This window comes from Rhodopseudomonas telluris, from assembly GCF_042432815.1.
Taxonomy (GTDB): Bacteria; Pseudomonadota; Alphaproteobacteria; order Rhizobiales; family Xanthobacteraceae; genus Rhodopseudomonas; species Rhodopseudomonas telluris.
Genome location: NZ_JBHLWM010000003.1, coordinates 361,379 through 378,362, shown reverse-complemented (window position 1 = coordinate 378,362; position 16,984 = coordinate 361,379). Strand labels below are relative to the sequence as shown.

The 16,984-nt window shown below is 65.8% G+C and carries 15 protein-coding genes; 5 read left to right on the top strand and 10 right to left on the bottom strand.

Annotation, left to right across the window (positions count from 1 at the left end; translation table 11 throughout):
* Positions 1-27 precede the first annotated feature (27 nt).
* From lptE to ACFFJ6_RS08490, 3 genes are all read right to left on the bottom strand, one after another.
* Positions 28-588 (bottom strand): LPS assembly lipoprotein LptE, encoded by a 561-nt coding sequence (gene lptE / locus ACFFJ6_RS08500; RefSeq protein ID WP_378386443.1) that lies wholly within the window; start codon positions 586-588, stop codon positions 28-30.
* The gene (gene leuS, locus ACFFJ6_RS08495) at positions 575-3,199 is read right to left on the bottom strand and encodes a leucine--tRNA ligase (RefSeq protein WP_378386441.1); all 2,625 of its coding nucleotides are present in this window, start codon (positions 3,197-3,199) and stop codon (positions 575-577) included. The genes lptE and leuS overlap by 14 nt, the downstream gene beginning before the upstream one ends.
* Before the next feature lie 202 nt (positions 3,200-3,401).
* Positions 3,402-5,078 (bottom strand): diguanylate cyclase domain-containing protein, encoded by a 1,677-nt coding sequence (locus tag ACFFJ6_RS08490; protein ID WP_378386439.1) that lies wholly within the window; start codon positions 5,076-5,078, stop codon positions 3,402-3,404.
* Between the two features lie 174 nt (positions 5,079-5,252).
* On the opposite strand from ACFFJ6_RS08490, the gene ACFFJ6_RS08485 reads away from it, so the two are divergent.
* Positions 5,253-5,918 carry a YggS family pyridoxal phosphate-dependent enzyme gene (locus ACFFJ6_RS08485; protein ID WP_378386437.1) on the top strand — a complete coding sequence of 222 codons (666 nt, stop codon included), beginning with the start codon at positions 5,253-5,255 and terminating at the stop codon, positions 5,916-5,918.
* A 142-nt stretch (positions 5,919-6,060) separates the two neighbouring features.
* Here ACFFJ6_RS08485 and ACFFJ6_RS08480 read toward each other — a convergent pair whose 3' ends face one another.
* Positions 6,061-6,627: a L,D-transpeptidase family protein gene (locus ACFFJ6_RS08480; RefSeq protein WP_378387042.1), complete on the bottom strand. Its 567-nt coding sequence runs from the start codon at positions 6,625-6,627 to the stop codon at positions 6,061-6,063.
* Between the two features lie 165 nt (positions 6,628-6,792).
* Here ACFFJ6_RS08480 and ACFFJ6_RS08475 point away from each other — a divergent pair, with 165 nt between their 5' ends.
* Positions 6,793-7,479, top strand: a complete 687-nt coding sequence (locus ACFFJ6_RS08475) for a response regulator transcription factor (protein ID WP_054162166.1) — start codon at positions 6,793-6,795, stop codon at positions 7,477-7,479.
* A gap of 77 nt (positions 7,480-7,556) precedes the next feature.
* The gene (locus ACFFJ6_RS08470) at positions 7,557-8,006 is read left to right on the top strand and encodes a cyclic nucleotide-binding domain-containing protein (protein WP_378386434.1); all 450 of its coding nucleotides are present in this window, start codon (positions 7,557-7,559) and stop codon (positions 8,004-8,006) included.
* Between the two features lie 243 nt (positions 8,007-8,249).
* Here ACFFJ6_RS08470 and ACFFJ6_RS08465 read toward each other — a convergent pair whose 3' ends face one another.
* From ACFFJ6_RS08465 to ACFFJ6_RS08450, 4 genes are all read right to left on the bottom strand, one after another.
* Entirely contained in the window at positions 8,250-9,062 is an 813-nt protein-coding gene (locus tag ACFFJ6_RS08465; RefSeq protein ID WP_378386432.1) for an exodeoxyribonuclease III, read from the bottom strand.
* Between the two features lie 267 nt (positions 9,063-9,329).
* Complete coding sequence (locus tag ACFFJ6_RS08460; RefSeq protein WP_378387040.1) at positions 9,330-10,112, bottom strand: outer membrane lipoprotein carrier protein LolA; 783 nt, start codon at positions 10,110-10,112, stop codon at positions 9,330-9,332.
* 176 nt (positions 10,113-10,288) lie between these two features.
* Positions 10,289-12,769 (bottom strand): DNA translocase FtsK, encoded by a 2,481-nt coding sequence (locus ACFFJ6_RS08455; protein WP_378386430.1) that lies wholly within the window; start codon positions 12,767-12,769, stop codon positions 10,289-10,291.
* Between the two features lie 16 nt (positions 12,770-12,785).
* Positions 12,786-14,012 (bottom strand): aminotransferase class I/II-fold pyridoxal phosphate-dependent enzyme, encoded by a 1,227-nt coding sequence (locus ACFFJ6_RS08450; RefSeq protein ID WP_378386428.1) that lies wholly within the window; start codon positions 14,010-14,012, stop codon positions 12,786-12,788.
* A gap of 161 nt (positions 14,013-14,173) precedes the next feature.
* On the opposite strand from ACFFJ6_RS08450, the gene ACFFJ6_RS08445 reads away from it, so the two are divergent.
* Positions 14,174-14,407: an AbrB/MazE/SpoVT family DNA-binding domain-containing protein gene (locus ACFFJ6_RS08445; protein ID WP_378386426.1), complete on the top strand. Its 234-nt coding sequence runs from the start codon at positions 14,174-14,176 to the stop codon at positions 14,405-14,407.
* Positions 14,408-14,411: 4 nt separating this feature from the next.
* On the top strand, positions 14,412-14,819 hold the full coding sequence (locus tag ACFFJ6_RS08440; RefSeq protein WP_378386424.1) for a type II toxin-antitoxin system VapC family toxin: 408 nt from the start codon (positions 14,412-14,414) through the stop codon (positions 14,817-14,819).
* Between the two features lie 135 nt (positions 14,820-14,954).
* Here the strand turns inward: ACFFJ6_RS08440 and ACFFJ6_RS08435 are convergent, their stop codons facing one another.
* Both ACFFJ6_RS08435 and ACFFJ6_RS08430 read right to left on the bottom strand, forming a co-directional pair.
* On the bottom strand, positions 14,955-16,397 hold the full coding sequence (locus tag ACFFJ6_RS08435) for an ammonium transporter (protein WP_378386422.1): 1,443 nt from the start codon (positions 16,395-16,397) through the stop codon (positions 14,955-14,957).
* Between the two features lie 40 nt (positions 16,398-16,437).
* Positions 16,438-16,776, bottom strand: a complete 339-nt coding sequence (locus ACFFJ6_RS08430; protein WP_031337443.1) for a P-II family nitrogen regulator — start codon at positions 16,774-16,776, stop codon at positions 16,438-16,440.
* Between the last annotated feature and the right edge of the window lie 208 nt (positions 16,777-16,984).

Sequence of the window (16,984 nt, the reverse complement as noted above, 5' to 3'; positions counted from 1 at the left end):
CGGCGCGGCATCCGCGCATCGCCCGTCTCAGATGCCGGCGTAGAAGAATGACGCGAGCCGGGTGTTGATGTTCTCGGCGATTTCATGCGCGGCCCGGTCCTCGGCATCGCGGCCGGCGCGAGTGCGGGCGAATCGCTGCGTCTGTCCCGGCACGTCGTATTCGACGCGCGAGAAGGTGTTGCCGGTTAGCACGACCTTGCCGGTGGCGATCTCGGTCAGGCGGAAGGTGGCGTCGATGCCGTAGTTCTCGATGGTCGGCAGCGCCGTGTTCGGGTCGACGATCAGCGACGAACGCTGCGTGTTGATGTTCAGCGCCAGCGTGTACAGCGGCGGTGCGCCGGTCGCGGCGCCGTACATCTTGAACATCAGCGCGTTGCGGATTTCGACGCCGAGTCGGGCGTTGCGCGAGCCGTTCGGCAGATTGAGCGGCGGGACTTCGACCGCCGAGATCTTGTCGCGCAAGGTCGGCGAGCCATCGCCGCGATCGGCATACATCGGCTGAAAGCACGCGCCGAGCGGCGCCGTCAGCACCGCGGCAAGCGCCAGCCTCGCGATCACCTTCGCCACAGCGGGCCTAACCGACGACATTCACGATCCTCTGCGGAACCACGATCACCTTGCGAACGGGCTTGCCGTCCAGCGCCTGTCTTACCGCATCGAGGGCCAAAACGGCAGCCTCAATTTCTGCAGTCGTAGCGGCCCGGGGCACCGTGACCTCGCCGCGCTTCTTGCCGTTGACCTGCACCGGCAATGTGATGCTGTCCTCGACCAGTAGATCGCGTTCGATCTGCGGCCAGACGGCCTCTGACACCAGGCCCGGCTGCCCCAGGACCGTCCAGCATTCCTCGGCCAGATGCGGCATCATCGGATGGAACAGCTGCACCAGAATGACGGTCGCTTCCCGGATGGCCCAGGCCATGTCGGGCGTCGGCGTGCCCGACTTGGCCAGGACGTCGCCGAGATTGTTGGAGAATTCGCGGATGTGGGCGAGGCTGACGTTGAAAGCCAGCCGCTCGATGCCGTTCAGCACCTTGTCGAGCGCGCTATGCGCGGCCTTGCGCACCGTCAGCGCGTCGGGGCCGAAGCTGTCGGGCCGTGACGCCGGCGCCGCCTGGGCAATCTCGGCGGCGTCGTTCACCATCCGCCACAACCGTTGCACGAAGCGCGACGCGCCCTTCACGCCTTCCTCGCTCCAGATCACGTCGCGATCGGGCGGGGAGTCGGACAGCATGAACCAGCGCGCCGTATCGGCCCCGTAGGTGCCGATGATCTCGTCGGGATCGACGGTGTTGCGCTTGGACTTCGACATCTTCTCGATCGGGCCGATCTCGACCGGCGTGCCGCCGTCGAGCAGCGTCGCCCGCCGCGAATCACCCTCGACCGTGATCGAGATCTCGGCCGGCGAGGCGAAGTGGCCATCGGCGGTGCGATAGGTCTCGTGCACCACCATGCCCTGGGTGAACATGCCCTTGAACGGCTCGTCCAGCGCCACATGGCCGGTGGCCTTCATGGCCCGGGTGAAGAACCGGCTGTACAGCAGATGCAAAATCGCGTGCTCGACGCCGCCGATATACTGATCGACCGGCAGCATGCGGTTGACCACGTCGGGCGTGGTCGGCGCGGTCTCGTTCCACGGATCGGTAAAGCGCGCGAAGTACCAGGACGAATCCACGAAGGTGTCCATGGTGTCGGTTTCGCGCTGTGCCTTGCCGCCGCATTGCGGGCAGGCAACGTGCTTCCAGGTCGGATGGTGATCGAGCGCGTTGCCCGGTTTCTCGAACGACACGTCCTCCGGCAGCGTCACCGGCAGGTCCTTGTCGGGCACCGGCACGACGCCGCAGACCTCGCAATGGATCACCGGGATCGGGCAGCCCCAATAACGCTGGCGCGAGATTCCCCAGTCGCGCAGGCGGAAATTGACCTTGCGCTCGCCGACCGGCGCGCCGCCGAGCTGCGCTGTTTCCAGCCGCTTGGCGACTTCTTCCTTGGCGTCGGCGATCGTCATGCCGTCGAGGAAGCGCGAATTGATCATCCGGCCTTCGCCGTCATAGGCGGTGTCGGTGATGACGAAGCTGGCCGGGTCCTGACCCTCGGGGCAGACCACCGGCGTGTTGCCGAGCTGGTACTTGTTGACGAAGTCGAGGTCGCGCTGGTCGTGCGCCGGGCAGCCGAAGATCGCGCCGGTGCCGTATTCCATCAGCACGAAGTTCGCGACGTAGACCGGGATCGACCAGGTCGGGTCGAACGGATGCACGGCACGGATGCCGGTGTCGATGCCCTGCTTCTCGGCGGTGTCGATCTCCGCCTGCGCGGTGCCGCGCTTCTTGCAGTCCTCGACGAACGCCGCGATCTTCGGATCCTTGGCGGCCGCCGCCAGCGCCAGCGGATGATCGCCGGCGATCGCCATGAACTTGGCGCCGAACAGCGTATCGGGCCGCGTCGTGAAGATCTTCAGCTCGGTCTCGCCGCCCGGCGTCGTTGCCGGATCGAGCGCGAAGCGGACCAGCAGGCCTTCGCTGCGGCCGATCCAGTTGCGCTGCATCAGCCGTACCTTGTCAGGCCAGCGGTCGAGCGTCCCCAGTGCGTCGAGCAGCTCCTGGGAGTACTTGGTGATCTTGAACACCCACTGGTTCATCTCGCGCAGCTCGACGACGGCGCCGGAGCGCCAGCCGCGGCCGTCGATCACCTGCTCGTTGGCCAGCACGGTCATATCGACCGGGTCCCAATTGAGCTTGCGGGTTTCCCGTTCGGCGAGGCCGGCCTTCAGGAAATCCAGAAACATCTTCTGCTGATGCTTGTAGTAGCGCGGGTCGCAGGTCGCGAATTCACGCGCCCAGTCCAGCGACAGACCCATGGTCTGCAGCTGCTTCTTCATCGCCGCGATGTTGTCGTAGGTCCATGCCTTGGGCGCGACCTTGCGCTCGATCGCGGCGTTCTCGGCCGGCAGGCCGAACGCGTCCCAGCCCATCGGATGCAGCACGTTGTAGCCGCGTGCCCGCATCGTCCGCGCCACCACGTCGCCCATGGTGTAGTTGCGCACGTGGCCCATGTGGATGCGGCCCGACGGATAGGGAAACATCTCCAGCACGTAATACTTTGGGCGCGGGTCGTCGTTCTGCGTGGCGAAAATCTTCGCCTCGTCCCACTTCGCCTGCCATTTGGGTTCGGATTCGCGGGCGTTGTAACGTTCGTTGCTCATGGAGATCAGTCGGGTGGCCGGTTCGAGCGCCGTTCAGGACGGATGGAAGCGCGAATGAGGTCGCAAACCGGTGCGGGCTCGGGGAAAATTCGCGCGCGAGGCGCGCGGAATAGGCCACGAAACACTGCGCCGGGTCAATGGGATGGCGCAGGCTCGGGGCTGCCGCGCAAGGCGGCGGCGCTGCTGGCGGGGAGAGCCGCCGTCAGCTCGCGATCGCCATCGAGACCGGGTCGGCGATTCGCGTGATGGCGTGTTCGACCACGGTATTCCGGCCGCGATGCTTGGCCGCATAGAGCGCGGCGTCGGCGGCTTCGACCAGTTCGCTCGGCGCATTGCTGTCGGTCGGCAACGCCGCGGCGACGCCGACACTGATCGTGACCCGCTGGAACACGCTGGTCCGGTGCGGCAGCGCCAGCCGTTCGACCGTGGCGCGGACCGTCTCGCCGACGGTCGCCGCGGTGGCGGCATCGCTCTCCGGCAGCAGCAGGCAGAATTCCTCGCCGCCATAGCGCGCGGCAAAACCGCCGGTGTCATTGGCGACGCCGGCCAGCGCCTCGCCAATCCGGGAGAGGCAGGCGTCGCCCTCCGGATGACCATAGCTGTCGTTGAACATCTTGAAGTGGTCGACGTCGAGCATCAGCAGCGCGACGCCGTGCCCGTTCTGCACGGCGCGCATCCATTCGAAGTCGAGCCGGCTCTGGAAGCCGCGCCGGTTGGCGAGGCCGCTCAGCAGATCCATCGATGCCATCACGGTGAGGCTGTTGTTGGTCGCCACCAGTTCGCGCTCGCGCTGGCCGAGCTGCGCCGCCATGGCGTTGAAGGCGCGCGCCAGCGGCTGAAATTCCGAGGGCAGGCGCGCCCGCTCGGCGCGCGCCGACCAGTCGCCAAGGGCGAATTGCCGGGCCGTCGAGGTCAGCATCGAAATCGGCTTCACGATCAGCCGTTCGGCCGCAATCAGCGCGCCGAGCAGGGCGATCAGGCAGACCAGCCCGAGCTCGAGATAAGCGGTCCGGATTTCCTGGTTGATCGTGGCGGAGACGACGTTCTCGTCCAGCGTGGTCACCAGGCGGGCGTTGGTGCCGGTAATCCGGGACACGGTGAGCAGCCGGCCGTCGTCATCATGCGCGGTCGCCAGTTCGCGGTCGCGCGGATTGGCGCCGAGCGCAAACGCCAGCGGGACGGCGTCGAGCTTGTGGCCGATCTGGCTGCGCTGATCCGGCGAGGCCGCCAGCACCGTGCCCTCGCCGTCGACCAATGCGACGCTCAGCCCGGCATGACCGGCCAGATTGCTCATGATGTCCGACAGCCAGTCGAGGTTGATGCCGGCGATCAGCACCGCCTCCTCGCCGGCGTCCACCGCCGACACCGGGTAGGCGGCGAGGATCGTGCCCTTGCCGCTCTGGGCGCCGACCAGGAAATCGCTGACGACGAAATCGTGGATCTCGAGGGCCTTGCGGAAGTACGCGCGCTGGCTGACGTCCGCGCCGACATACATCGCGGAGGTCGAGCAATGGATGGTGCCGTTGGCATCGGCGACCGAGAGCATCCGCACGGACGGCAAATCGACCCGCAGGCTGGCGCGCAGGATGCTGCAGCCGCGCCCGATCTGCGACGCGCCGGCATGGATATAGGCGGCCGATTTCAGCACAGCTTCGACCGAGGAAATCACCTCGCGCTGCGCGTCGGCGGCGCGTTGCGCCAGGGTCGCGACGTTGTTGGCGACGGCGGTCAGCTGGGTGGCGCGGGTGTGCTCGAGCAAGCGTACCCGGTCGAGCATCATCGGACACACCAGAATCAAGGCCAGGATCACCAGCCTTGCGCGGATTCCAAGCAGCCCCCTGAGCTTCGCTTTCTTGCGAATGATGGCGATGCGTGACATCGTTGCCCCTTCAGCCCCCGCAAACACCCTAGGTTGAAGGGTTCAAGAACCCTTTCTCGAACTCGTTACAATTTGAGTGAAGGCACGACCGTTGATTGAATATGATTCTCAGCTCGCGTCCTGTTGCGTCCACGATGGCTGCGCTGGCGTCGTCCGTCAGGGTGCGGTGGTCCGATGAGCGCGGCGGCAGTCGAGGGGCTCGCGGCGGTCGAGCGGGAGGTTGCGCAGGCGTGCCGCGACGCGCGTCGGGATCGTGATTCGGTGACCCTGATCGCGGTGTCGAAGACTTTCGACGCCGCCGCGATCGAACCGGTGCTGGCCGCCGGGCAGCGGGTGTTCGGCGAGAACCGCGTGCAGGAAGCCAAGGCGAAATGGCCCGCGCTGATCGCCGCGCATCCGGGCACGACGCTGCATCTGATCGGGCCGTTGCAGTCGAACAAGGTCAAGGAAGCGGTGGCGTTGTTCGACGCCATCCATTCGGTCGACCGCCCGAGTCTCGCCGAGGCGCTCGGCAAGGCCCTGCCGGCCTCCGGCCGCGTGGTCGAACTGTTCGTCCAGATCAACACCGGCGAGGAGCCGCAGAAGGCCGGCGTGGCGCCGCACGAGGCGGACGATTTCATCGCGGCCTGCCGCGAGCGCTGGGGGCTGACGATCAGCGGCCTGATGTGCATCCCGCCGGTCGATGAAGCGCCGGCGCCGCATTTCGCGCTGACGGCCAAGATCGCCAAGCGCAACGGATTGTCCAAACTGTCGATGGGCATGAGCGCCGACTTCGCCACGGCGATCGAATTCGGCGCCACCCACGTTCGAGTGGGGTCGGCGATCTTCGGGCATCGCTAGGCGAAGCCCATTTCGCCGTCGTTATCGCCCGGCTTGACCGGGCGACCCAGTATTCCAGAGCGTTTGCGCCCTAAACGTGCGCTCCAGGCTACTTGGCCACCCGCTTTCGCGGGTGGTGACGGCAATCCTGACCTTTTCCCGCCTACCCGATCACAATCCTCGTCCGTGGCCCGATCCGCGCCAGCAGCCGGAGCAAATTGCTGCGGGTCATGGCAACGCAGCCGGCCGTGGGGCCGAAATTGTCGCGGGCCAGATGCAGGAACACCGCGCTGCCGCGGCCGGCGACGCGGGGCCGGGTGTTGTGGTCGATCTCGATGATCAAGTCGTAGAGGTGATCGGCGCGCTGCAGGCGGTCGCCGGCTTCACCGGCGCCGCGCCGGAGCGGGCGGTTGTAGTGCCGGCTGGCGGGGTCCTCGCACCAGGCGTCCGCGGCGGTGATCGGGCGGACCGGCAGCAAGGTGCGCGGCCGCGGCCAGCGATCGGCCCGCCACCACAGCCGCAGCGGCCGGAACGTGCCGCGCGGCGTGCCGCCGTCGCCTTCGCGCTTGTTGGCCAGAATGCCCCCACGCCCCAGCGCCACCGGGATCGTCAGCCCCTCGGCGGTCAGCCAGCCGCGACTGCGCTCTCCCGCCGCGGCGCGGACCCGGATCGCCGCCACGGGCGCGCCCGTCGATTTCCCGCAGATGTCTGATTTGGTTTGGTTTTTCACATATCCCGCCGCGTTTTCGGGCTCTCGTTTCGGCAAATTTAGCATACCGCTGTTCAATTCCGCGGGAACGATCCCTATTTGCTGTTCTGCGATACAATCGCGCGTGATTTGAAGGGCGTCCGCCCGCATCGGCGGAGTTGCCTGCAAGACCGAAGGACACCGACCATGCCGAACGCCCGCAAGATCCTGATCGTGGATGACGACACCGATCTGCGCGACGCGCTGGTCGAGCAATTGTCGCTGCACGAGGAATTCGAAGCCTCGGCGGTCGATACCGGCGCCAAGGGCGTGCAGTCGGCGAAGGCCAATGCGCCGGATCTGGTGCTGATGGATGTCGGCCTGCCCGATACCGACGGCCGCGAAGTGGTGCGCAGCCTGCGCAAGGGCGGCTTCAAGGCGCCGATCATCATGCTGACCGGGCACGATACGGACTCTGATACCATTTTGGGCCTCGAGAGCGGCGCCAACGACTATGTGGCCAAGCCGTTCCGCTTCGCGGTGCTGCTCGCCCGGATCCGCGCCCAGCTGCGCCAGCACGAGGCCAGCGAGGACGCGGTGTTCACCGTCGGGCCGTACAGCTTCCGCCCCGGCTCCAAGATGCTGACCGGCGCCAACGCCAAGAAGGTTCGGCTCACCGAGAAGGAAACCGCGATCCTGCGTTTCCTCTACCGCGCCGGACAATCGGCGGTGTCGCGCGAGACGTTGCTGCAGGAAGTATGGGGCTACAATTCGGGCGTGACCACCCACACGCTCGAAACCCACATTTACCGACTTCGCCAAAAGATCGAGAAAGACGCCGCCAATCCGGAGATTCTGGTGACCGAGGCCGGTGGCTACAAACTCGTGCCGTGATACCAATAGGGGCCGAATCGACGCCAAGTGTTCGCTGATCGAGCGTTTGGCGCGTCCCGTTTTCTGACCGGTCCCTGATGTCGATCGAAGATGATGTTGCGCTGCTTGAACGTGTCCCGACGCTGCGGCTGTTGGGCGACACGTCGTTGCGCATGCTGGCGATCGGTTCCGAGCAGCGCGACTACGCACGCGGCGACGTGCTGTTCAACGCCGGCGATGCGTCGGACGCCGGCTACGTGGTGGCGAGCGGATCCTTCCAGGTGACGTCGTCGGAAGGCGGGCCGCACGAACTGATCGCGCGGCCCGGCGACCTGATCGGCGAACTGGCGCTGGTGCTGCCGATGCCGCGGCCGTCGAGCGCGGTGGCGCTGGAGTACTCGTCGGTGATCCGGATCGCCCGCAGCCTGTTCCAGCGCGTGCTCGAAAGCGATCCGCCCGCGGCCCGTCGCCTGCGCGACGAATTCGCCGCCCGCACCAGCCAGATCGCCAGCGACATCATGATGGCCGGCGCCAAGCTGGGTTCGTAGCCTTCTCCCTCTCCGCAGGCGGGAGAGGGCCGGGGTGAGGGCGAGCCGAGCCCAGCGCTCGCTACTCATTGAGGCTGATAGCATCGGCTTCAGAATATCTGGCCCGATCCGTTCATCATTCGAGAAGCTGGGTGCACGATCGCGGGCGCTCGGCTGCGCGGCGCCCTCACCCCAACCCTCTCCCGCAGGCGGGAGAGGGAGCCCGCTGTGCTTGGGGTTAGTTCTTGGATGAACGCCTACGACCTACAACTCCATCGTCATCGTCACCGGGACGTGGTCGCTCGGGCGTTCCCAGCTGCGCGCGTCGCGCAGGATCCTGAAGTCGGTGACGCGATCCTTCAGCGCTTCCGAGACCCAGATGTGGTCAAGCCGACGACCACGGTCGCCGACGGTCCAGTCGGCGGCGCGATAACTCCACCAGGTGTACACTTTCTCGGACAGCGGAATCCGCTCGCGCGCGACGTCGACCCAATTGCCGGCGCGTAGCACCGCGAGCAGCTTGTCGCATTCGATCGGGGTATGGGACACGACCTTAAGTAACTGCTTGTGCGACCAGACGTCGTGCTCGTGCGGCGCGACGTTGAGGTCGCCGACGAGGATGTGCCGCTGATCACCGGACGGATGCAGCGGCGCGCACGCCTTCATCTCGTCGAGGAAGGAGAGCTTGTGCTTGAACTTCGGATTGACCGCAGGATCAGGAATATCGCCGCCGGCGGGGACGTAGAAATTATGCACGACCAGCGGCGGATCCTGATCGGCCGTGTTGAGCGACACCGAGATGTGACGCGAGTCGACGATGTCGCAAAAAGTGCGGACGTCGCGCGCGACGAACGGGATCTTCGAGATGATCGCGACGCCGTGATAGCCCTTCTGGCCGTTGAGCGCGATGTGCTCGTAACCGAGCCGCTTGAACCGCTTCAGCGGAAAGGCGTCGTCCGGGCACTTGGTCTCCTGCAGGCACAGCACGTCCGGTCGCTGCGCTTTCAGAAACTTCGCCACCAGGTCGATGCGCAGCCGCACCGAATTGATGTTCCAGGTCGTCAGGGTGAAGCGCATGTTTCTCAACTCGGCATCATTGCGAGGAGCGAAGCGACGAAGCAATCCAGCGCAGTGCACGGAGCTTCTGGATTGCTTCGCCTCGCTCGCAATGACGAAGGGAAGTCGGTGTAGGACGTCGTCATATCGCGCATTTCGAACGCGGCCACCGACGCGCGGACAAACGACGACGGGCCGAGCTAAATGCGCATGGTTCGAGACGCGCGCCAAGGGCGCGGTCCTCACCATGAGGCCTAGCTTGTGGATGTCCTGAAGGCGCGGCCGCCTCTAGCCCGGCGGGGTCGAGTAGTCGGTGTAGTCGATCTTGAACATCGTCGGGTCGGGGCGGCGGGAGGTGTCGAGGTTGTAGATCGCCACCGTGGTGTCGTAGCCCTGCGGGTCGGTGACGGTCCACTGCTTGAGCTGGCCGTCCTTCACTCCCAGCATCAGCATCAGCCGGCTGGTGCCGATCACCGCGTTCTTCTCCTCGATGATGATCGAGATGTAGAGATCGTCGGAACTGATCGCCACCACATTGGTGTCGCGCAGCAGGTCGATCTTGTCGCTGAGCAGATAACGCAGCGGCGTCTGCGACAGCGGATAGACGTCCTGCGTGGCCAGCTTGCGGTCGCGCACCACCAGCGACTGGCCGTCGGCGATCATCGAGATCGGACTGGGGTTGTCGTATTCGAACCGGACCTTGCCGGGCTTCATGATGTAGAAATCGCCGGTCAGCTTGCTGCCGTCCGGACCGACCTGGACGAAATTCCCCACCAGCGTCGACAGTGACGACAGATAGCTGCTGACGCGTGCGGCGTCCGCCTTCTGCTTGGCGTCGAAGGTGGTGAAGATCGAGGCCGGGACGTTGCGCCGCGGGTCCGGGATGACCGGCTCCGGCGGCGTCGTCAGCTTGGTCATCGGCGCGGTCGGCTGCGGCGGCCGCGTCTGGCGGACCGGATCGGCCGCGCTGATCTGCCGCTCGCCCTTCGGGGACGGCTTGGGCATCGGGGTCGGCTCCGCCATCGCCTGCGGGGCGACCGCCAACAGCAGCCCGACGCCGGCCGCGATCATGCCGCGCAGCCCGGTGAAGATCGCCGGTCTCGGCGCCAAATCCTTGGAATCGTTCGTCAATGCAATGTCCTGCGCGGAAGCCGCGGATCCGGCGCGCCGTCCCTCAGCCGCTACCGTGGCGCTGTGGCGATTTCGCGACTCCCGCTGGGAGATTTGCATGCCGCTGCTCCCGCGTTTCAAAAGTTCGAGTCTTCTTCGGCGACGAGAATCTCGCGCTTGCCGGCGTGATTGGCCTGGCCAACGATGCCCTCGAGTTCCATCCGCTCCATCAGCGAGGCGGCGCGGTTGTAGCCGATCTGCAGGCGGCGCTGGATGTAGCTGGTCGAAGCCTTGCGGTCGCGTTTGACGATCGCCACGGCCTGCTGGAACAGATCGCCGCCGCCGTCGCCGCCCATCCCGGTAGCATCGAACACGGCGCCGTCCTCGCCTTCGGCCGGCTCCTCGGCGGTGACCGCTTCGAGATATTCGGGGGCGCCCTGCGCCTTGAGATGCTTGACGACCTTCTCGACTTCCTCGTCCGAGACGAACGGACCGTGGACGCGGCTGATGCGGCCGCCGCCGGCCATGTACAGCATGTCGCCCTGGCCGAGCAGCTGCTCGGCGCCCATCTCGCCCAGGATGGTGCGGCTGTCGATTTTCGACGTCACCTGGAAGGAGATGCGGGTCGGGAAGTTGGCCTTGATGGTGCCGGTGATGACGTCGACCGACGGACGCTGCGTGGCGAGGATCACGTGCAGGCCGGCGGCGCGCGCCATCTGGGCGAGGCGCTGCACCGCGCCTTCGATGTCCTTGCCGGCCACCATCATCAGGTCGGCCATTTCGTCGACGATGATGACGATGTAGGGCAGCGGTTCGAGGTCGAGCTTCTCTTCCTCGTAGATTGCCTTGCCGGTTTCCTTGTCGAAGCCGGTATGCACCGTGCGGGTCAGCTCTTCGCCCTTGGCTTTGGCTTCGCCGAGACGGGTGTTGTAGCCGTCGATGTTGCGGACGCCGAGCTTGGCCATGCGCTTGTAGCGCTCTTCCATCTCGCGCACCGCCCACTTCAGCGCGACGACGGCCTTCTTCGGGTCGGTGACGACCGGCGTCAGCAGATGCGGGATGCCGTCATAGACGGAGAGTTCGAGCATCTTCGGATCGACCATGATCAGCCGGCACTGATCCGGCCGCAGCCGGTACACCAGGCTAAGGATCATGGTGTTGATCGCGACCGACTTACCCGAACCAGTGGTACCTGCGATCAGCATATGCGGCGTGCGGGCGAGATCGATGATGATCGAATCGCCGCCGATGTTCTTGCCGAGACACAGTGGCAGCTTGTGCACGGTCTCGTTGTTGTCCTTCACGCTGAGCAGTTCGCGCAAGTACACCTTCTCGCGATGCGCATTCGGCAGCTCGATGCCGATCGCGTTGCGGCCGGGCACCACGGCGACGCGCGCCGACAGCGCGCTCATCGAGCGGGCGATGTCGTCCGCAAGGCCGATGACGCGCGAGGATTTGATGCCGGGGGCGGGCTCGAGTTCGTACAGCGTGACCACCGGGCCCGGGCTCGCCTTGACGATCTCGCCGCGCACACCGAAATCCTGCAGCACGCCTTCCAGGGCGCGCGAATTGGCTTCGAGCTCGGCCTTGTTGAGCGGCTGGCGATCGGATGCCTTCGGCGCCGTAAGGACGTTGACCGAGGGCAGGTCGAACCGGCTGGGTTTCTTGGCGGAGGGACGCGGCGCGGCCTTCTTGCGCGGCGCGCGCGCCGGAGGGGCATCGTCCTCGTCTTCCTCTTCTTCGTCGGGCTCGACCTCGTGGTCGGGCTCCTCGTCGTCGAAGTCGCGTTCATCCCGCGGCACGATCGGCGGCGAGCTGCGGCCGCTCCCGAGCTTCGGCTCCTGGCGTTCGAACGCTGATGCGTTGCGTGTCGTCGAGCCGCTGCTGACGAGGCCGCGATAGCTCAGCTTGATCAGGCGCCACAGCCGGGCCTTGGCGCTGAGCATCGCATGCGCCAGCCAGCCCAGCGACACCGAACCTTCGTCGCGCTCATCCTCTTCGTCGAGCGGCACGTCGTCGGCGATGCTGTCGTCGACCTCCGGCTCGCGCGAGCCATAGCCGCTGGCGATCAGGAAAGTTACAGCCGTGGCAGCCGCGAGCACGAGTGTGAGGATGATCCGGAAGATCAGTCCCGGTCCGAACACCAGCGAGGGCGCGCGCACCAGCGCATCACCGACGACGCCGCCGAGGCCGGTCGGCAGTGGCCAGGCGGTGTCGTGCGGGAACGAGCTGGCGAGGCCCGCCGCAAAGACGGTGCAGAGAATCCAGCCGGCGAAACGCAGCGCGCGGCGATCGAACGGACGATGATTGATCATCCGCCAGCCCCAGGTCGCCACCGGCATCAGCAGGCCGATCGCGCCGAGGCCGAGGATCTGCATCGACAGGTCGGCGCCAATCGCGCCCGGATAACCCATCAAATTATGGATCGTGCGCGATGTGGCGTGGCTCAGGCTGGGGTCCTGCACCGACCACGTCGCCAATGCGGCCGCGGCTGCGGCCGCGACGGCGATCAGCCCGAAGCCGGCGAGCTCGCGCAGCCGCCGCGCCAGCGCGTCGCGGAGCGACGTCGGCAAATGCCCGACCAGGGGAATGACACGTTCGATCGCCGGCATACTCACTGCTTTGCCCCGCGACTCACTCGAGAATCCGCACCAGACGGTGCAACGCTTCGGCGGTGGTCTCGCTGTCCTGGACCATCGCGACCCGGATATAACCGGCGCCCGGATTACTGCCGTCCGGCTGCGGTCGCGCCAGGTAACTGCCGGGAATGACGCGGACCCCGCCGTCGCGGAACAGCTTCACGGTCGCCGCCTCATCACCCCCATGGGCCGAGACGTCGAGCCACAGGCAGAAGCCACCGGCGGGACGCTGATAACCGTAGAGCGAACCGAGAACCTGGTCGGCGAGGTCGAATTTCAGCCGATACAGTCGGCGATTCTCGTCGACATGGGTTTCGTCCGCATAGGCGGCGATCGCCACATGCTGCAGCGGCACCGGCACCTGCGGCGCCGCGACGTTGCGCAACTCGTGATAGGCTTTGAGGAAGTTCGCGTCGCCGGCGACGAAGCCGACGCGCATGCCCGGCAGATTGGAGCGCTTGGACAGCGACTGGAACACCGCGACATTGCGGAAGTCGTCGCCTGCGGCCTGCAGCGCGCTGCCCGGCGCTTCCCGCGTGTAGATCTCGGAATAGCATTCGTCGCTGAGGATCAGAAAGCCGTAGCGATCGGCGAGCTGCTTCAGCTTCGCGTAGTAATCCCGCGACGCCACCGAACCCTGCGGATTCGCCGGCGAGGCGATGAAGATCGCAACCGTGCGGGCCAGCGTCGCGGCGTCGAGCGAATCCAGATCCGGCAGGAAGCCATTGGCGCGCGTCGTCGGCAGGAACACCGCCTCGCAGCCTGCCGCCCGCGTTCCGGCCGCGTAGGCCGGATAGAACGGGTTCGGCATCAGGATGGCCGGCGGGCCGCTGCGCGGAGCGACGTAGCGGGCAGCCGCGAGGGCGGCGAGAAACAGACCTTCGCGGCTGCCGTTCAGCACCAGCACCTCGGTCTCGGGATCGGGCGTGCGCGGCAAGGCGAATCGCCGCGTCAGCCAGTTCGCCGCCGCCTCGCGGAACGGCGCGATGCCCTTGGCCATCGGGTAGCGGCCGAAATCCGCGATGTGCCGCGCCAGCACCTCGCCGACGAAGCCGGGAATCGGATGCTGCGGCTCGCCGAGCGACAGGTTGATCAGCTTTTCGCCGGGCTGGTATGGCGCCAGCAATTCGGTCAGCCGCGCGAACGGCGAACGCTCGCTCTGTCCGGCAGCCTCAGGACTGCCGGCCGCACGCGCCGGGGAGGGAGAGGCGGACAAAACCATCGCAAACGCCAGCTTTCAGAAACACCCGACCGCCAGGATGGATCGAGCGCAAACAGATCAGCCACCATAGATACGGCGAGGTTAAGACGCGATTAACCATCGACGAGCGGGGGAGGCGTGCCTAGATTATGCCAGAGGCTGCGAGTTCGGTGGAGGTCGAGATGGCGAGCAAAGTTGCGAGCGACGGCCGTGTGACGATTCCGAAAGACATTTTGGAGACGCTCGGAGTCGCTCCGGGCGGAGAGGTCGATTTCAGGCTAGCGCCGGATGGAGCGGTGCTTGTTGAGAAGGTCGAACCGAAAGGCTTGCCTCGCGATTGGCAGAAAGTTCGGGGAAGCGCCGATGCGGGACTATCGAGCGACGAATTGATGCAGTTGCTGCGCGACGACGACTGAAGCCGTGACTCTCGTCGACTCAAATGTGCTGATCGACTTTCTTGCCGACGATCCTGTGTGGTCCGAGTGGTCAATCGAGCGGCTTCGTGAAGCCATCGATCGCGGGCCCTTGTTGATCAACGACGTGATCTACGCCGAAGTATCCGCGGGCTTCTTGAAGTTGGATGACTTCGAGGCCGCTCTGGCGACATTAGGCGTAACGGTCGTTGCGCTTCCTCGCGCTGCGTTGTTTCTGGCCGCCAAGGCGTTCGTTCAATACCGTCGCGCAGGTGGTTTTCGAACTGGCGTCTTGCCGGACTTCTTCATCGGCGCGCACGCGCAGGTGGAAGGTTTGGAGGTTCTGACGCGCGATCCAAGGAAGTATCGGGTCTATTTCCCCTCCGTTGCGCTGATCACGCCCCAGCAAAAATGAGTTTGACATCGCGCCTCAAAAAGAAAGGGGCCCCAGCCTGAGCTGGAGCCCCTCAACGGATCAAGCATTGCCGGGTATCTGCCTGACCCGTAGCTGGTCGCGCGGCCTTCCGGGGAAGGCCGCGCCCGGGATGACTTACATGTTGTAAGCGCGCTCGGTGTGCTCGACGAGGTCGAGGCCTTCGCGCTCGACTTCGACCGGGGCACGCAGGCCGACGATCACGTCGACGACCTTGTAGAGGATCGCCGAACCGATGCCGGACAGCAGCACGGTGGTGCCGACGCCCCAGCACTGCGAGATCATCTGGGCGCCGAAGTCGTAGTCGCCGACCTTGCCGGCGACGTAGTCGTACACGCCGGTGCCGCCAAGGGCCGGGTTCACCAGGATGCCGGTGCCGAGCGCGCCGACGATGCCGCCGACGCCATGGACGCCGAACACGTCGAGCGAGTCGTCATAGCCCAGCGCATTCTTCACCACGGTGCAGAAGAACAGGCAGACCACGCCGACCACGAGGCCGAGCACGATCGCGCCCATCGGACCCGCGAAGCCCGCCGCGGGAGTGACCGCGACCAGACCTGCCACCGCGCCCGACAGCGCGCCGAGCAGCGAGGGGTGACCCTTGAAGATCCACTCGGCGAACATCCAGGCCAGCGCCGCCGCGGCAGTCGCCACGAAGGTGTTGGTCATGGCGAGCGCAGCGCCGCCCGAGGCTTCGAGGTTCGAACCGGCGTTGAAGCCGAACCAGCCGACCCACAGCAGGGAGGCGCCGATCATCGTCATGGTCAGCGAGTGGGGGGCCATCAGTTCCTTGCCGTAGCCGGTGCGACGACCGACCAGCAGGGCGCCGACCAGGCCGGCGATGCCGGCGTTGATGTGCACCACGGTGCCGCCCGCGAAGTCGAGGGCGCCCTTCTTGAAGATGAAGCCGGCGTCGGCGTTGATCTCGTCGAGCTTGGCCTGCGCGGCCGCCTTGGCGGCATCGTCAGTCGCGGCAGCGAGCGCCTTGGCGGCGTCGGTGATCGCATCCGGGCCCGGCCAGTACCAGACCATGTGGGCGATCGGGAAGTAGATCAGCGTCACCCAGAGCGGCACGAACAGCGCCACTGCGGCGAAACGGGTCCGCTCCGCGAATGCGCCGACGATCAGCGCCGGAGTGATGGCCGCGAAGGTCATCTGGAAGCAGATATAGACCAGCTCCGAGATGTTGGCGTCGACCGTGAAGGTCGCGACCTTGGAGTCGGTGGTGACGCCGGCGAGGAACGCCTTCGAGAAGCCGCCGATGAAGTCCGAGCCGCCGGTGAAGGCGAGGCTGTAGCCGTAGACGACCCAGATCACCGTCACGATGCAGACGGTGTAGAACACCTGGGCCAGCACCGAGAGCATGTTCTTGGAACGAACCAGACCGCCGTAGAACAGCGCCAGACCCGGGATGGTCATCAGCAGGACGAGAACCGTGGAGGTCATCATCCAGGCATTGTCGCCCTTGTTGACCGTGGGCTCGGCATAGGCGGCCGTTGCGGCAAATACGCTCGCAGCAAGAACGGCCAGTCCCGCGCCGTAGGGACGTTTGAACGTCATTTGTGGTCTCCTGAGTGAAGAAATGAGGGTGAGCGCGAAATCAGAGGGCCGCGGCGTCGGCTTCGCCGGTGCGGATGCGCACCGCGTGGTCGAGGCCGATGACGAAGATCTTGCCGTCGCCGATCTGGCCGGTCTTGGCGGCGCTGGTGATCGCCTCGATGGTCTTCTCGACCTGCTCGGTGGCGATCGCGACCTCGATCTTGATCTTGGGCAGGAAGCTCACCGCGTATTCAGCGCCGCGGTAGATTTCCGTGTGGCCTTTCTGCCGGCCATATCCCTTGACTTCCGTCACCGTCAGGCCGTGAACGCCGATGGCGGTCAGGGCATCACGGACTTCTTCCAGTTTGAATGGCTTAATGATCGCCATAACAATTTTCATGGGTCTTATCCCCGCTAGGGCCCGGCCAACGTGGTCTGGGCTCGATCTCGACTGAAAATCCCCACGCGGAGAAACATCACTACGCGGGCACAGCCACGCCCCCTAGAATCAAATGCCGTGCCAGTCGGGTGCACCGCTGGAATCGTTCAGGAAATCGAAACTTTGACGCGCGCCCGCACCGCAGCACCTGCTGCGCTATTCCGTCGCG

Coding starts and splice junctions, on each gene's coding strand:
- lptE (WP_378386443.1), bottom strand. CDS start 588: ATGTCGTCGGTTAGGCCCGCTGTGGCGAAGGTGATCGCGAGGCTGGCG.
- leuS (WP_378386441.1), bottom strand. CDS start 3,199: ATGAGCAACGAACGTTACAACGCCCGCGAATCCGAACCCAAATGGCAG.
- ACFFJ6_RS08490 (WP_378386439.1), bottom strand. CDS start 5,078: ATGTCACGCATCGCCATCATTCGCAAGAAAGCGAAGCTCAGGGGGCTG.
- ACFFJ6_RS08485 (WP_378386437.1), top strand. CDS start 5,253: ATGAGCGCGGCGGCAGTCGAGGGGCTCGCGGCGGTCGAGCGGGAGGTT.
- ACFFJ6_RS08475 (WP_054162166.1), top strand. CDS start 6,793: ATGCCGAACGCCCGCAAGATCCTGATCGTGGATGACGACACCGATCTG.
- ACFFJ6_RS08470 (WP_378386434.1), top strand. CDS start 7,557: ATGTCGATCGAAGATGATGTTGCGCTGCTTGAACGTGTCCCGACGCTG.
- ACFFJ6_RS08465 (WP_378386432.1), bottom strand. CDS start 9,062: ATGCGCTTCACCCTGACGACCTGGAACATCAATTCGGTGCGGCTGCGC.
- ACFFJ6_RS08460 (WP_378387040.1), bottom strand. CDS start 10,112: ATGATCGCGGCCGGCGTCGGGCTGCTGTTGGCGGTCGCCCCGCAGGCG.
- ACFFJ6_RS08450 (WP_378386428.1), bottom strand. CDS start 14,012: ATGGTTTTGTCCGCCTCTCCCTCCCCGGCGCGTGCGGCCGGCAGTCCT.
- ACFFJ6_RS08445 (WP_378386426.1), top strand. CDS start 14,174: ATGGCGAGCAAAGTTGCGAGCGACGGCCGTGTGACGATTCCGAAAGAC.
- ACFFJ6_RS08435 (WP_378386422.1), bottom strand. CDS start 16,397: ATGACGTTCAAACGTCCCTACGGCGCGGGACTGGCCGTTCTTGCTGCG.
- ACFFJ6_RS08430 (WP_031337443.1), bottom strand. CDS start 16,776: ATGAAAATTGTTATGGCGATCATTAAGCCATTCAAACTGGAAGAAGTC.